Origin of the sequence: Thiothrix litoralis (assembly GCF_017901135.1) — a bacterium.
Lineage (GTDB): Bacteria > Pseudomonadota > Gammaproteobacteria > Thiotrichales > Thiotrichaceae > Thiothrix > Thiothrix litoralis.
The window spans coordinates 2,529,254-2,542,406 of sequence record NZ_CP072801.1 but is presented as its reverse complement, the minus strand read 5'-3'; the positions used below and the strand labels follow the sequence as shown (position 1 = coordinate 2,542,406).

18 protein-coding genes are annotated in these 13,153 nt (G+C 52.7%); 7 read left to right on the top strand and 11 right to left on the bottom strand.

All coding sequences use genetic code 11. The features are described 5' to 3' along the window. Window positions 1-27 precede the first annotated feature (27 nt). Window positions 28-537: an HPP family protein gene (locus tag J9253_RS12375; protein ID WP_210221263.1), complete on the bottom strand. Its 510-nt coding sequence runs from the start codon at window positions 535-537 to the stop codon at window positions 28-30. Window positions 538-665: 128 nt separating this feature from the next. Between J9253_RS12375 and J9253_RS12370 the strand changes: the two genes are divergently transcribed. Further along, window positions 666-1,214, top strand: coding sequence for a TetR/AcrR family transcriptional regulator (locus tag J9253_RS12370; protein ID WP_228291366.1), 549 nt, complete (start codon window positions 666-668; stop codon window positions 1,212-1,214). Window positions 1,215-1,239: 25 nt separating this feature from the next. On the opposite strand, the gene J9253_RS12365 is transcribed toward J9253_RS12370, so the two are convergent. The 4 genes from J9253_RS12365 to J9253_RS12350 all read right to left on the bottom strand — a co-directional run bounded on the left by J9253_RS12365 (window position 1,240) and on the right by J9253_RS12350 (window position 5,229). Next, a complete protein-coding gene (locus tag J9253_RS12365) occupies window positions 1,240-1,989 on the bottom strand; it encodes a transcriptional regulator domain-containing protein (protein ID WP_210221262.1) in 750 nt (249 codons plus the stop codon). A gap of 2 nt (window positions 1,990-1,991) precedes the next feature. Then, window positions 1,992-2,759: an arylamine N-acetyltransferase family protein gene (locus tag J9253_RS12360; protein ID WP_210221261.1), complete on the bottom strand. Its 768-nt coding sequence runs from the start codon at window positions 2,757-2,759 to the stop codon at window positions 1,992-1,994. Window positions 2,760-3,082: 323 nt separating this feature from the next. After that, window positions 3,083-4,237 carry an ATP-binding protein gene (locus tag J9253_RS12355; protein WP_210221260.1) on the bottom strand — a complete coding sequence of 385 codons (1,155 nt, stop codon included), beginning with the start codon at window positions 4,235-4,237 and terminating at the stop codon, window positions 3,083-3,085. Window positions 4,238-4,338: 101 nt separating this feature from the next. Next, window positions 4,339-5,229, bottom strand: a complete 891-nt coding sequence (locus tag J9253_RS12350; protein WP_210221259.1) for a DMT family transporter — start codon at window positions 5,227-5,229, stop codon at window positions 4,339-4,341. A 93-nt stretch (window positions 5,230-5,322) separates the two neighbouring features. On the opposite strand from J9253_RS12350, the gene J9253_RS12345 reads away from it, so the two are divergent. Beyond that, window positions 5,323-5,742, top strand: a complete 420-nt coding sequence (locus tag J9253_RS12345) for an MAPEG family protein (protein WP_210221258.1) — start codon at window positions 5,323-5,325, stop codon at window positions 5,740-5,742. Here the strand turns inward: J9253_RS12345 and J9253_RS12340 are convergent. Next, window positions 5,720-6,259, bottom strand: coding sequence for a DUF1697 domain-containing protein (locus tag J9253_RS12340; RefSeq protein WP_210221257.1), 540 nt, complete (start codon window positions 6,257-6,259; stop codon window positions 5,720-5,722). The two genes, J9253_RS12345 and J9253_RS12340, sit on opposite strands and share 23 nt — an antisense overlap. Window positions 6,260-6,277: 18 nt before the next feature. After that, complete coding sequence (locus tag J9253_RS12335) at window positions 6,278-7,132, bottom strand: LysR substrate-binding domain-containing protein (protein ID WP_210221256.1); 855 nt, start codon at window positions 7,130-7,132, stop codon at window positions 6,278-6,280. 113 nt (window positions 7,133-7,245) lie between these two features. Between J9253_RS12335 and J9253_RS12330 the strand changes: the two genes are divergently transcribed. After that, window positions 7,246-7,647 (top strand): tautomerase family protein, encoded by a 402-nt coding sequence (locus J9253_RS12330; RefSeq protein ID WP_210221255.1) that lies wholly within the window; start codon window positions 7,246-7,248, stop codon window positions 7,645-7,647. Window positions 7,648-7,802: 155 nt separating this feature from the next. Here J9253_RS12330 and lepB read toward each other — a convergent pair whose 3' ends face one another. The 3 genes from lepB to J9253_RS12315 form a co-directional block, all read right to left on the bottom strand. Further along, window positions 7,803-8,585, bottom strand: a complete 783-nt coding sequence (lepB, locus tag J9253_RS21245; RefSeq protein WP_323128844.1) for a signal peptidase I — start codon at window positions 8,583-8,585, stop codon at window positions 7,803-7,805. Window positions 8,586-8,652: 67 nt separating this feature from the next. After that, window positions 8,653-8,883: a hypothetical protein gene (locus J9253_RS12320; protein WP_210221254.1), complete on the bottom strand. Its 231-nt coding sequence runs from the start codon at window positions 8,881-8,883 to the stop codon at window positions 8,653-8,655. A 2-nt stretch (window positions 8,884-8,885) separates the two neighbouring features. Then, window positions 8,886-9,422: an RNA polymerase sigma factor gene (locus tag J9253_RS12315; RefSeq protein WP_210221253.1), complete on the bottom strand. Its 537-nt coding sequence runs from the start codon at window positions 9,420-9,422 to the stop codon at window positions 8,886-8,888. A 120-nt stretch (window positions 9,423-9,542) separates the two neighbouring features. Here J9253_RS12315 and J9253_RS12310 point away from each other — a divergent pair, with 120 nt between their 5' ends. The 4 genes from J9253_RS12310 to J9253_RS12290 all read left to right on the top strand — a co-directional run bounded on the left by J9253_RS12310 (window position 9,543) and on the right by J9253_RS12290 (window position 12,152). After that, entirely contained in the window at window positions 9,543-9,977 is a 435-nt protein-coding gene (locus tag J9253_RS12310) for a putative toxin-antitoxin system toxin component, PIN family (RefSeq protein ID WP_210221252.1), read from the top strand. After that, window positions 9,970-10,245, top strand: coding sequence for a ribbon-helix-helix domain-containing protein (locus J9253_RS12305; protein WP_038141871.1), 276 nt, complete (start codon window positions 9,970-9,972; stop codon window positions 10,243-10,245). The genes J9253_RS12310 and J9253_RS12305 overlap by 8 nt, the downstream gene beginning before the upstream one ends. Beyond that, window positions 10,242-10,775, top strand: coding sequence for a methylated-DNA--[protein]-cysteine S-methyltransferase (locus J9253_RS12300; protein WP_228291365.1), 534 nt, complete (start codon window positions 10,242-10,244; stop codon window positions 10,773-10,775). Before J9253_RS12305 ends, J9253_RS12300 begins: the two co-directional genes overlap by 4 nt. Window positions 10,776-11,003: 228 nt before the next feature. Continuing rightward, on the top strand, window positions 11,004-12,152 hold the full coding sequence (locus J9253_RS12290; RefSeq protein WP_210221251.1) for an ISAs1 family transposase: 1,149 nt from the start codon (window positions 11,004-11,006) through the stop codon (window positions 12,150-12,152). On the opposite strand, the gene J9253_RS12285 is transcribed toward J9253_RS12290, so the two are convergent. After that, the gene (locus tag J9253_RS12285; RefSeq protein ID WP_210221250.1) at window positions 12,149-13,141 is read right to left on the bottom strand and encodes a serine hydrolase domain-containing protein; all 993 of its coding nucleotides are present in this window, start codon (window positions 13,139-13,141) and stop codon (window positions 12,149-12,151) included. The genes J9253_RS12290 and J9253_RS12285 overlap by 4 nt on opposite strands. Window positions 13,142-13,153: the final 12 nt, after the last annotated feature.

Here is a 13,153-nt window from a genome sequence, read left to right as displayed (position 1 = left end):
CGCAGGCGGCAACGCTTGGTTGAAACGTCAAATCCAATACTTCGGGTACGAGCGTTCTTTGGGGATATTATTGAAAACCAAAGCTACCAGCACCAACACAACCGCACCCAGCAAGGTAGGTGTCAGCAAAAATTCCCACGCGGGGGCTGTTAGCATCACAATCACTGGATTCGAGCCAGCCGGGGGATGAACTGTCCGGGTAAGCTGCATCAGGGCGATGGTTGTACCCGTAGCCAAGGCCATACTCCACCAATGCGCCCCAAATACGGCCAAAAACACCAGCCCCGTTAAACTTGCCAGAAAATGGCCTGCGATCACATTGCGGGGTTGGGAAAAAGGGCTGTCAGGAAAACCAAACAGCAACACGCAACTTGCGCCGAATGACCCCAGCACCAAGGGCAAATGGCTAATATCAGCAAGGTAGTCAACAGCCGCAATAGCCAGCACACCACCCAACCAAGAAATCATAACCAGTCTGACATTGGCTCGTGGTGGACACTCACCACCGCCGCGCATTTTTGCAAAATAAGGCTGCATGATATTTTCCCTTTCAATTATGTATAGACAGGTCTGTATACTAGCAATCAAATCCAAGTCGTGGCAAGCTCAAACTAGACAAACCGTTCTACCCTGAAAAAGGAGTTTCCTGACCGCAGGAAAATGCCATGATGCGCAACAAGAAAAATACCTTGCTCGACAAGGCAACCGAGCTTTTTGCTCAAGGCGGTTACACCGCTGTCGGGATTGACCGCATCATCGCGGAAGCGGGCGTTGCCAAAATGACTATGTATAAACATTTTCCGTCCAAGCAACATTTGATCCTTGCTGTGTTGCAGGAACGTGACCACACATTCCGCGCTTCCCTGAAGGCTTATGTGGAACAGTACAATACGCCACTGGAAAAAGTCCGGGCAGTGTTTGCATGGCATGGGGAATGGTTTCAACGCCCCGACTTTTCGGGATGTATGTTTATCAATGCATCCGCAGAATTTCACGATAGCACGACTGAAATCCATCAAGCCGCTGCCCATCACAAACAGCTACTGATACGTTATCTGGAAACGCTGTTACACGAAACTTACCCATCAACGGCGAAACAACTGGCGAAACAGCTCAGCATCCTGCTGGACGGTGCGATTGTCGCTGCCCACGTCACAGGCAATCGCAACGCGGCGGTGGATGCGTGGGAAATCGCAGCGTTATTCATTCAATGAGGTGAATGCAGCTTACTCAATTGCCTCATTTCATCAACAATATTTTGCGGTAGCCGCACTGCATCAACGCGTTGGCTTGTGCGGATACGTCGGCTTGCAGAACGGCGCTGATAGTTGCGCTATCGACTCCTGCTTGAATCGCATCCAGATAACGCAAACACAGCGTCCAGTCGTGGCTATTGTCACGGATACGCACTTTCAGTTTCCCCTGTTTTTGGCGTGCCTGCCGCAAGCTACCGAGTTGCAGGCGGGCGGCTTCCAGTTGTTCCGGTAGTGACAGCCGCAGGTCGAAGTGCAAGGTGGCGAGGTGTGCCGCTGCGGGATGTTGCTGCGCTTCTGCCGCGATGCTTGCCAGATCAAGCTCCTGTTCGCGCCACAGCAGTTCGTTGGGTACGTCGGGGGCGGCGTAATCCGGGTCGAGCGGGAATTTGTAGAAGCCCCATTTCGCCCCCATCCAGCATTCGATCAGGATTTTGTTGTCTTCGATGATGCAGGCAGCACCAAGTTCGTCCGGGCAAATCAGGTCGGTATCCTGTTCAGACACATAGGCGCGTGGGTCGTTTTTCCAGCGTGAAAAATCGCGGTTAGGGGCTTTGCCGTAATCGGCTTCCAGCGAGCACCAGCGGGTGATGAAGGCTTGCCAGTCGTGGCGGTATTCGGGGTTGCGACGCAGGAATTCCCACGCCCAACGTTCGGCAGACAGCGCGGCTGTGTAGCTGTAATCGTTCGGGTGACGCCAGTCGGGTGGTGTTGCGTTAGCCGAAGGTTGCGCCATGTTTATGCCTCCATCGTCAAACGGAAATGCTCCGCCAGCAACATTGCCTGTTCTTCCGCAGCAATGGTGCGTTTGGTGACCGTGTGACCCGCAATCTGTTTGAAAGCATCGCCAAACAGGATGTTGCGCCCATCTTCCGTGAAGCGCACTACCAACGGTTTTTGGGTAAACACCGCATCCGGGTGGGTCGAATTCATCCAGTTAGCGGGGGCGAAATCAATCCATTCTACCGGGCAACGGTTGAAACTGTACTGCCTCGCCCATTCGCCTTCCACCAGCGCTTTGAGGATCAAATCGCCGTTTTCTTCACTGAGCATGAAGGTATCGGAATCTTGCTGCACCGGCGTATCCAGCACCTCCAGCCGCAATGGTGCGCGGATGCCGTAACTGCCAAAACCCAGATCGCACAGCCATTCCACCCCTTCCACTCTCACTAGCAAGGCCGCATGGGTGCGGGGGCGCTTGACCGGGTAAAATAGCGGGCGGGCTGCTACAAACTGCCATTCAATCCCCAAGGCTTGTAGCGCCAGCGCGAACAGGCCGTTGATTTCGTAGCAATAGCCGCCGCGCTGTCGATCGACGATTTTCGCCACAATATCATCGGGGTTTAGGGAAATCGGTTTGCCTGCCAGTACATCCAGATTTTCAAACGGCACGCTGCGTAACTGGTACTGCATCAGCGCTTGCACGGTGGCAAGGTCGGCATGTAATTCGCCTGCGTAACCGATGCGCTGGCAGTAATCGGTGAGGTTGAATGTCTCGGCAATCATGAGTATTCCTTCGTGTCGTCAAAAGATTGAAATAAGGGTGAGCTATTCATACGCTTTACCATCCTTGTGGGTGAATAACCATTGCCCATCGACTAGCGCGGCCTGAAGATCATCCCTTGCTGGATTCTGCCTTGATGCGCCCCCGGCAACGGTTTTCCTACGCGCCGGAATCCACGCTGTTTGAACTTGCCGCTGCTTACAGCTTCGGCATTGCTAAAAATCATCCTTAATAAACTGCACCACCAAGTTAGTCTGTTTGCTCCAGCCGTGGACGGCGGGTGGACAGGCTTTGGTGATACTGGGTAGTCTCGTTGCTTGCTCAATCAATGCGGGGAAGTAGGAGCCAAGTATTGCGCCATTCCCTGTAAAAAGGTTACGACGGGGATCACGCGAATACCATCAATTTCCAGTACATCCTGCCCGCCGTACACCAGATAGGGGGTTGCTTGCGGGTAATCTTCCCGGAAGCTTTTGAGGCCGCTCAAATGTTTGTTTGAAATGGTGCGGTTGCGCTTGACCTCAATGGCGTAAAATCCCTCATCCCCGTAGCACACAATATCGACTTCAATCCCCGTAGCTGTGCGCCAGAAAGATAGGGTGTAACCCCAGTCGTGGTAGGCATTCAAGGCGCGGATTTCTTGTAATACCAAGGATTCAAGACAGACACCTTCTAGCTCTTCCGGGCTATCCAGTACACCCTTGGGACGCAGGTGGTAATAAATGCCGGTGTCGAAAAAATAGAATTTCCGGTGTTGGGTCATTTTGCGTTTGGCGCGTTTGGTGAACACGGGCAACCGATAAGCAATCAATAAATCTTCAAGGATGGAAAAGTAATTTTCCGCCACCTTGCGGTTGATGTGTGCCTCTCGCGCTACATCGGTAATGTTCAGCGATTCCCCTTGGGAGAAACTGGCGATTTCCAGAAAGCGGCTGAATGCCCCGATATTGCGGGTCAGCCCTTCTTGCTGAACTTCCTGTTCCAGATAGGTTTGGATGTAAGCTTGCAAATAGTGCTTGGGGTTATCTTCGGTGAAAATGGAGGGCAGCATCCCAAATTTAAGTGCATTGAGCAGGTCAAAATCCTTGCCCACTTCCGCCACGGTTAGCGGGAAAAAATAGTACTGCAAGGCTCTGCCTGCCAGCAAATTGACGTTGCTGCGGCGCAGTTTGCGAGCGCTTGAACCTGTGAGAACAAAGCGCAGATTTTTGTTGCTCTCAATCAGGCGATGGACTTCATCCAGCAGGTTGGGGATTTTCTGGATTTCATCGAGTATCACCCACCCCGCATAATCGGCTGGAATGTATTCTTCCAGCCGATTTTCCGACCCTAACAAGCGTTGAAATAGCTCTGGCCTGAGAAAGTCGAGGTAGATGGCATCGGTAAAACAAGTTTTGAGCCATGTGGTTTTTCCAGTGCCACGCGGTCCAAACAGGAAGAAACTTTTGTTGTTGGGCGGGGAAAACAAGCGTTTATACATAACATTACCCACTAAAATGGATGTTAAAACGCCATTTTACAGGGTTTTTTGGAATTTCGACAGCCAAAAATGTAAGAATCCATCCTCGTTATAAAGCACTCTCAAGCCGCAGTACGCCCCGCCATACCGGGAAGCCGCAACACACCTGTTGCCAATGCTGTACCCACAATCACCACGCCACCACCCAGCAACATACCGGCGTTCAGCGTTTCATGCAGAAACAGGTAGCCCCACACTATGCCAAACAGCGGAATCAGAAACGTAACGGTGATGGCGCGGGCAGCCCCAATATTCGCGATCAGGCGGAAAAACAACAGCAGCGCTAGCGCGGTACTACCTGCACCCAAGCCAATGACCGCAAGCCAAGCGGTCAGCCCCGGCATTTTCGCAGGCCAGTACCACCATGCCAGCGGCGTCAACAACACTGCTGATGTGAGTGAAGCACCCGCCGCATTGACGAGTGGCGGAATCTTGCCCAGATAACGTTTGGTCAGGTTGGTGGAAAAACCGTACAGCAACGCTGCCAGCAACATGGCAATAATCGCCCAGCCTGAGCCACCCGGTTTGAAATCTGCCTTATCCGCCGCCAGCAGCGACACGCCGCCAAAGCCAATGACCAACCCCAATATTTGCGAATAGCTCAGCTTGTCGCGTAGCCACACGGCAGCAACTATCGCGGTAAAAATCGGTGTCGCCGCATTCAGGATAGAGGCCAGCCCCGAGGTAATCGACAGCATTGCCCATGCAATCAATACATAAGGCAGCGCGGTACTGGAGACCCCCAATAGCGTAATCATGCCCGCGTGTTCCCGCAGCACCTTGCCATGCCCCCGCCACAACAACAGCGGCATTAGGCAAGCGGCGGCAATCGCCATCCGCAGCCAGATCAGCGGCACAGCGCCAAAGGCTGGTGCATCGTAGCGCATGAACAAAAACGACCCTCCCCAGAGTGCCGCTAGCAGAATCATGTCAAACAGGTCGCGTGGTTTCATGGGTTATTTGCCTGCAAACGGTTTTCGCCGAGTAATGGGGGTATGATCTTGAGCATCCTATTAGTATCGACAGCAAAACCCAAGGAGAAAATCATGTCGCAAACACTCGTGCTATACCCCGCCTTCGTCATGGCACTGCTGACGTTCACGGTCGCCATTTGGTTGCTGCGCTGCCGGATCAAGGCTGTCAAAGCCGGTTTGACGCCCACCTATTTCAAGCTCAACCACGGTGCAAGTTTGCCGGATTATGTGGTGCAGGCCACCCAGCATTACGACAATCTGTTTGAAATGCCGCTGCTGTTTTATGTCGTGGTGGTGCTGACTTATGTGACACAACGGGCGGATTGGGGCTTGGTGTTGCTGGCTTGGGCATACGTTGGCGCACGTATTGCCCACACTGCCATTCACTTGACCCACAACAAGCTGCGCCAGCGGATGCGGGTGTTTTTGCTCAGTTATGCGCTGTTGGTGCTGATGTGGGTTTGGTTGTTTATTCGCTTGGTAACAGCTTGACCATAGCCAACAACTTGCTGACTGTATTCCAGTTGCGGGCGGTGGTAGGTACACCCAGAATGCTTTCCACCTTTGCAGCCAGTTTGGAGCGACCTATGCCATCGGGCGCATACAGGTAAAATACGTTCTGATAGAGTCGGAAATCTTCGCTGGTTGACTTCAATGCTGTCAGTTTTTCCAGATCAGGGCTGGGTGGAATAGTTTCCATGAAAAACAGGTGTAGCGCTTTGCCATCTTCAGTCGGGAACGGGTTATTGGCGGCAGCAGCTTCCAGTTCCATGACCTCCAGCAACAATACTTTGGGATTAAAACCACGTGCTTCGGCTATTTTGGCACTGATGGCTTCCGCCAGCTCGTCGCGTGATTGCTCGGCTTGAAGCACCACGTTTCCGCTCTGGATGTAGGTTTGCACGTTTTTACAAGCCGATTGCTGTAACAGGTTCGTCAATTCTTTCATCGGCAGGATGTTGTTACCGCCAACATTGATGCCTCGGAACAGGGCGATGTATGTGTTCAAAATTACTCCTTTTAGGACTTACGCTGCTGGTAAACCAGTTTTTTGCAAAGCTTCTGCCAGCCATTCACTGGCTTCACTCACTGTGCGGTTGCGTAATACTACGTTAATGGTAGGCAGCTCAGGCACAACAGGTGGAGGGGTGAGCATGACCAAGCCAGCAGAAACCGCACAATGGGCGCGTACTGTGACAGCCAAGCCTGCTCGTACCGCAGCCATCAATGCTGCCAAGCTGTTAGTGCTGTAAACAACCTGCCATGGTATGCCCGCCTGATCGAGGGCGTGTGTGGCGGCTTGCCGGAATTCACAGGCGCCTTGATAGCCAGCCAGTCGCATGGGATGAAAGCTTGGCCATTCGCTCCCCGCCTTGCCAATCCAGACCATTGCAGTAGTACCCATGACTTTTCCCGCTAGCGGCTCACGTTCTAAAGTCAGGATGAGATCATAGTCGCCACTATCATAGCGCTGGATTAAATCATTACCATACCCCGTTTCCACGATCATATTGACGTGGGGATAAGTGCGGGAGAATTGTGCTAATAATTCCGGGAGGATGCCCTCGCTTAAGCTGTGGCTGACACCCAGACGAATGTCTGCGGTAATGCTGGTTTGTGCCAGTGAAAACAAGGCTTCATCCTGCAATGCCAACCAGCGTTTGGCATACCCTAGAAACTGTTCTCCGGCTGACGTCAGCACTCGTCGCCGCCCCGCAGTGGCGAACAGGGCGGTATTCAGTTCTGTTTCCAGCTTGCGGATTTGCTGGCTAATGGTAGATTGTGTTTTGTACAAGTGCTGCGCGGCACGGATAAAACCACCGGATTCGACCACGGTCACAAACGTTTGCAGCAGCTCTGTACTGACATTGGCCTGCTTCATGACAATACCTTGATTGATCGTTAACAACGATTAATTTAACCAGAAAACATCGTTATACACGAACACTAGCAGAAGCTAAAGTGGAGCCACGTTTAACCGACAGGAGCTTCATCATGCCTTACATCGCAGTCCGTATCAGCAAAACCGTATCTGCCGCACAAGTCCAGCAACTGGCTAGCGGAATCACCGACATCATGACGGATACCTTGTGTAAGCAGCGGTCTTTGGTCGCCGTTTCCATTGAAAGCATTCCCGCCTCCCACTGGTTTGTTGCCAGTCAGAACATGGCGGAACTGCAAAATACCACCGCTTTTGTTTCCGGCATTATCACAGAGGGTACGAATACTGAGGCTGAAAAGTCCCATGCCATTGCCGCCATCTTTGCGCTGTTGACCGAGGTATTGGGTGTGCTGGCGGAGGCCAGTTATATTGTGTTGGATTGTGTACCTGCAACCAACTGGGGCTACAGCGGCAAAACGCAGGCAAACCGCAAAGCGACAGGTGAAAAATCGTGACGCCAGCATGGGAGGATGTCAACCAAGCTAGTTGACGGGGTATTTATTGTCATGAAGGTGGATGCCCAAAGAGGGCATCCTGTCATGTCCAATCGTATTCAAATTATCCACGAACCATGTGCCGACCCAACCAGCATCTGACCTGACTCCCGAGATCATTCCACCACCTTGCCCAAACGTTCCCAACGTATCGTGCCCTTGTCGCTGGAAAACCAGAGCTGCCGCGCTTTGCCGACCACATCTTGCAAGGGCACGGTGCCAAAATTACGTGAATCTTTGCTTGCGGTGCGGTTATCGCCCATGACATACACCTCCCCGGCGGGCACGGTTAATTGGCCACCGTCAACATCGACCACATCCCCCGGCAAACCGATGATGCGTTTGATGTAATAGTTCGTGCGGTCATTCGGGTACACGAAAATGGCAATATCGCCGCGTTGTACTGCCTGCTTGAAGCCGGGGCGGTTATAACGTTTATCGGCAAACAAAATATCCCCCGGCAGCAGCGTCGGCTGCATACTCGCGGAGGGGATGTGAAACGATTCCACCCAATGGTCGCGCACAAAGTCGGTGAGCAAGGGCAGAGTAATACCATTGCACAGCAGCAATACCAGCACATACAAACTGCCACGTTGCCACGGCTTTAGCACGTAATCCTGCAAGCGTCGGGCGGTACGGAATGCATCCACCACGCTATACCCCCACAACCCGATGATAGTGAGCAAACTCAGTAACAGGGTAGGAAATGTCCAACTGACGGGCAGGTACAGCGCAATCACCACCATCACAGGAATGGCAAGCAGCGAAAAGCCCAGAAACAGCCAAGTCGCCTTATTGATGTCGCCATTATACAGTTGCCCATAACCGGGCAGGATGAGGGACATGAATGCCGCAAACCACGGCTGGCGGCGTTTGTAAGTCAGTGTGTCGGGTTGCATGAAAAGCTCCAGTGTTTGTGATTCATACCTGTTTATACCGCCGGGGTAGGTAATGGTTACAAACGTTTTAACCTGCCGTACTGACTGCCCAGACGCCGAAGACAAAGCTCAGTAATTGCCCGATGCCCGCCAATGCACCACCTGCCAACGCCAACCATTGCAACCATTCCAGCGGTTGGCTACCGGGTGCGGGTAAGGGCAGGGTGGTGATATGTTGCATGACCCGTTCGCTGAAACCTTGCGGTACGTGCAACGGCTCGGTTTGCAGTAATTGTTCCAGTGGATCGTTTGTCGCCATGTTTAAGCTCCCAGCCATTGGCGTAATTGTTCACGGGCGCGATGTAAGCGGACTTTTGCCGCCCCTTCGCTACAGCCTTCGATGTGTGCAATGGCTTTCATGTCCAAACCCTGACTATACGCCAAGGCCAGCAGGCTGCGCTCTGATAGCGGCAAGCGTTGCAGGGCAATTTGCAAACGGCGTTGCTGTTCGTGTTGTTCGGTGTGTTCCAGCGGGGTGGGTTCGTGGCTGGCAACGTCAGGCGGGTTGTCGCCCCAGTGGGTTTCCAGCCGATTTCCGGCGCGTTCCAACTCGTTTAATGCCAGACGGCGGGCGATGGTGAATAGCCAGGTGGAAAATTCCGCCCGCTGTGCATCGTATTGCTCCAAGTGTTGCCAAGCACGGGTGAAGGTTTCTTGTGCGAGGTCTTCCGCCTGTGCCTGCGTGAAACCCATGCGCCCCAGATAGCTGAACAGCGGGCGCTGAAAACGCTCTACCAGCAGCGCGAATGCCTGCCGATTGCCGTTGGCGATGTGCTGGAGGGTGGTTTGGATGTCCACAAAGGTTCCGGGCTAGTGGGTGATACTGGTTATACAGGGGATTGGGGAAAAGGTTACAAGTAACCGTCAACTTTTACATTTTTCGTGAATGTTGTATGCGTATACGCTATCATCAAAAGCATGATAGTCACACTGGATACCAACGTATTACTGGTCGCATTGATCAGCGCGAATGGTGCGTCGAATTTTATTTTTCAGTTGATTTTAGAGGAAAAAATCAGGCTTGCACTGTCTACGTCAGTGGTTCTGGAATACGATGATGTACTCAAGCGCCCTGATACCCAGCGATTACACCAACTGAGTTTTTCGGACGTTGATGACATCGTGGATACCTTGCTGTTATTGGCGCGAAAACATGCCATTTACTATCGGCTTCGGCCTAATTTGGTGGATGAGGGTGACAATCTCATCTTTGAATGTGCGTTTACGAGTAATAGCCATTACCTGATTACTTCCAATATTAGAGACTTCAAACAGGCGGAATGGCGAGGCGCAGCCTTCGAGGTTGTAACCCCGAGTGATTTTTGCAAACGATGGAGAAGTAGCCATGAGTGAAGCCAGCCTACTTAAAACACAAGTTGTTACCTTGCGCGTACCTAATGAATTAAAAAGCCGCTTGGAGCAACAGGCGAAATCTCAAGGTGTTTCGCTGAACAATTTAGCCAATTATCTGCTGACAACGCAACTTAGCCAGCTTGAAACTTTGTCGGGTATTGAGCAGCGGTTACGCGGTAGAAACCTCAATGACTTGAAGCAAAAAATTGCCTTTCTGTTGAATAAAGTGCCACATAATCCTGATCTGCCAGAGTGGGACAGATTGTGAGTTCCGGCATTTTTTTTCAAACGTGGGATGCGCCAGTGGGGCGGCTGTTTATCGCTGCCGATGCCGAGGCTTTACGCGCAGTGGCATTTGAAGGCAACTGGCCGCGCATTCGTTCCACCCTAGGCAATGTGCAGGAACAAACCCATCCGCTGATTGAGCAAACCATAGCGCAGTTGCAAGCCTATTTCGCAGGGAAACGTCAGGCATTTGATGTGCCTTTGCTGCTGGCTGGCACGGATTTCCAGCAACGCACTTGGCAAGCCTTGCGTACCATTCCCTATGGCGAAACCCGCAGCTATTCCGAACAGGCAGGTGCTATCGGGCAGCCGCAAGCCGTGCGGGCGATTGGGCATACCAACGGCTTGAACCCGATCAGCATTGTGGTTCCCTGCCACCGCGTTATTGCCAAATCGGGCAAGCTGGCGGGGTATGCAGGCGGCTTGGCGGCGAAGCAGTTTTTGCTGGATTTGGAGCAATCCGCTAGCTTAGGTTCTTTATTGGGAAGGCAGCCAGCTTTGCGTTCTGAGTAGGCGCATCAGCATCATGCCCAGCATATTCCTGTCTACCGACTGTGCGGAAAGCACAACGACCCCGGTATTGGTCTGCGGGTCAAGTGCCAGATACGCACTGTAACCGCCTACTTGCCCGTCATGCCAAACGATGGAAGCGTTGCCGACAAAGCGGTTAGGGCAATCGCATTAAAATACTCTTGACAAAACCACGATAAGCCCGTTTCCTATCAGGCTTTTTGTAGCCCCATGAAACAACTCCATTCAACGGCGTCGATAGTCGACCATTTTGCTTCAATCCCTGATCCGCGAATGGATCGTCGCAAGCGGCACAAACTGAGCGATATTTTCTTCATCACCTTGTGTGCGGTGATTTGCGGTGCGGATGACTGGGCATCCATCGAACAGTTTGGCAAAGCCAAAGAAAAGTGGTTCACCGCCGTACTGAATTTGAAACAAGGCATTCCGTCACACGACACGTTTGGGCGGATTTTTGCGCTGATCGATACCCAGAAGTTCAGTGAGTGTTTTAGCCGTTGGGTGGCAGACCTGTCCGGTCTCAGCAGCGGCGAGATCATCGCGATTGACGGTAAATGCCTGCGCCGTAGCCTCGATCGTGCCTCCGGCAAGTCCGCCATTTACATGGTCAGTGCATGGGCAAGCCAGAATCAGCTAGTGCTGGGTCAGCAGCGGGTGGATGACAAGTCCAATGAAATCACCGCCATCCCTAAGTTGTTGATGCAGCTTAATATTGCGGGTGCGGTGGTGACCTTGGATGCGATGGGCTGCCAAACGGCGATTGCCCAGCAGATCGTGGATCAGGGGGCTGATTACCTGCTCAGCCTGAAGGGCAACCAAGGCACACTCCATCAGGACGTGAAACTGTTTTTTGAATCCGCCAACACCTGCCCGCCGAGTGGGCACACCAACGATGACGGCGGGCATGGGCGAATTGAAACCCGCATCGTGCGGGCTACCTCGGACATTAAGTGGCTAAAGAAAGACCATCCCCATTGGACTAAGCTCACCAGCATCATTGCCGTCACCGCCATCCGCGAATGCAAAGACAAAACCACTGAGGAAACCCGTTACTTCATCAGCAGCATGGATGCTTCCAACCCTGAACGTTTGGGGCAAATCGTGCGGGCGCATTGGGGCATTGAAAACAACCTGCATTGGGTGTTGGATTATGCTTTTCGTGAAGACGACCAACGGATGCGCTCCGGCAATGGCGATGCCAACATGGCAGTTGTCCGGCACATTGCCCTCAATTTGGTCAAAACCGAGAAAACCGTCAAGCTCGGTGTAAAGAACAAGCGTCTCAATGCGGGCTGGGATGAGGACTATCTGCTAAAAATCGTCACAGGCAGACCGGGGGCTACCAAGCCTAAAATTTAGAGCTTTGTAAAACAAGATGTTTTTAATGCGATTGCCCTGACAAAGCGGTCTAGCAGGCTGGCTTGTATCCAACCGATACCAGTCTTGCCTGAGCCTTGCCGGATATGCGTGCGTTTGAGCAGCGGGGTAAGCGGGTGATTGCCGTCCAGATTGGCACGAATGAAGGACAGCATATCCGCCGCGCAGGAATGGAAGGCACCGGCACCCCCCAAAGCTGCGAATGTCCAGAGGCTGGCAGGTTTGCCTTGTCCGTCATAGCCTTGCACTAGGCGTTCCTGCATGACAGGGGGCAGGTCGATGCTGGTGTGGGGCATGTTGAGTGGGAGCAACAGGGTTTCTTTGACCAAGGCGTCCAATGGTGTGCCTGTCACCTTTTCCAGCAGATGGCCGAGCAGGCCAACCCCGTAGTTGGAATAGGCAAATTGCCCCGGTTTGCGTAACCCCACCGGGTTCTGCAAATACGCAAGAATTTCGGGTACGCCAAGGTGGCTATAGGGGTTTTCCATTAGCTGGTCTTTGCCTACGCGTGCTTCCAGCTTCGTCAGTAGCGGTTTGGGGACACGGGGAAAACCGGCAGTGTGGGTGGCGAGTTGCCGCAAGGTGAGGGTTTTTACCCTTGGGTCGAGTGAGTGCGAGTCATCCAACAAGGTTTCCAGCGTGGTATCGAGTGTCAACTGGCCTTGATCGCACAGTCGTTGCAATGTAGTGGTTGTCAGCACTTTACTGATCGAACCTATCTGAAAAATGGCCTCGGCATCCGGTGGCCTTGGGTTTTGCGTGCTGACTGATCCATAGCCTTTAGCCCATGTTTTACCCTGTTTATAAACACCGACGATCAGGCCGCCAGTCAGCCCTTTGCGGGTGAGCTTGTGGATTTCCTGTTCCAGTGCAGCTTCCAGGTCGCCGTTATCTGGGGTGCGGTGCAGGCGATAGCGCAAATACAACACAGCAATCGCCAGTGCCAATATAATGAGGAAGACATAAATCATGGGCTTGTTCCT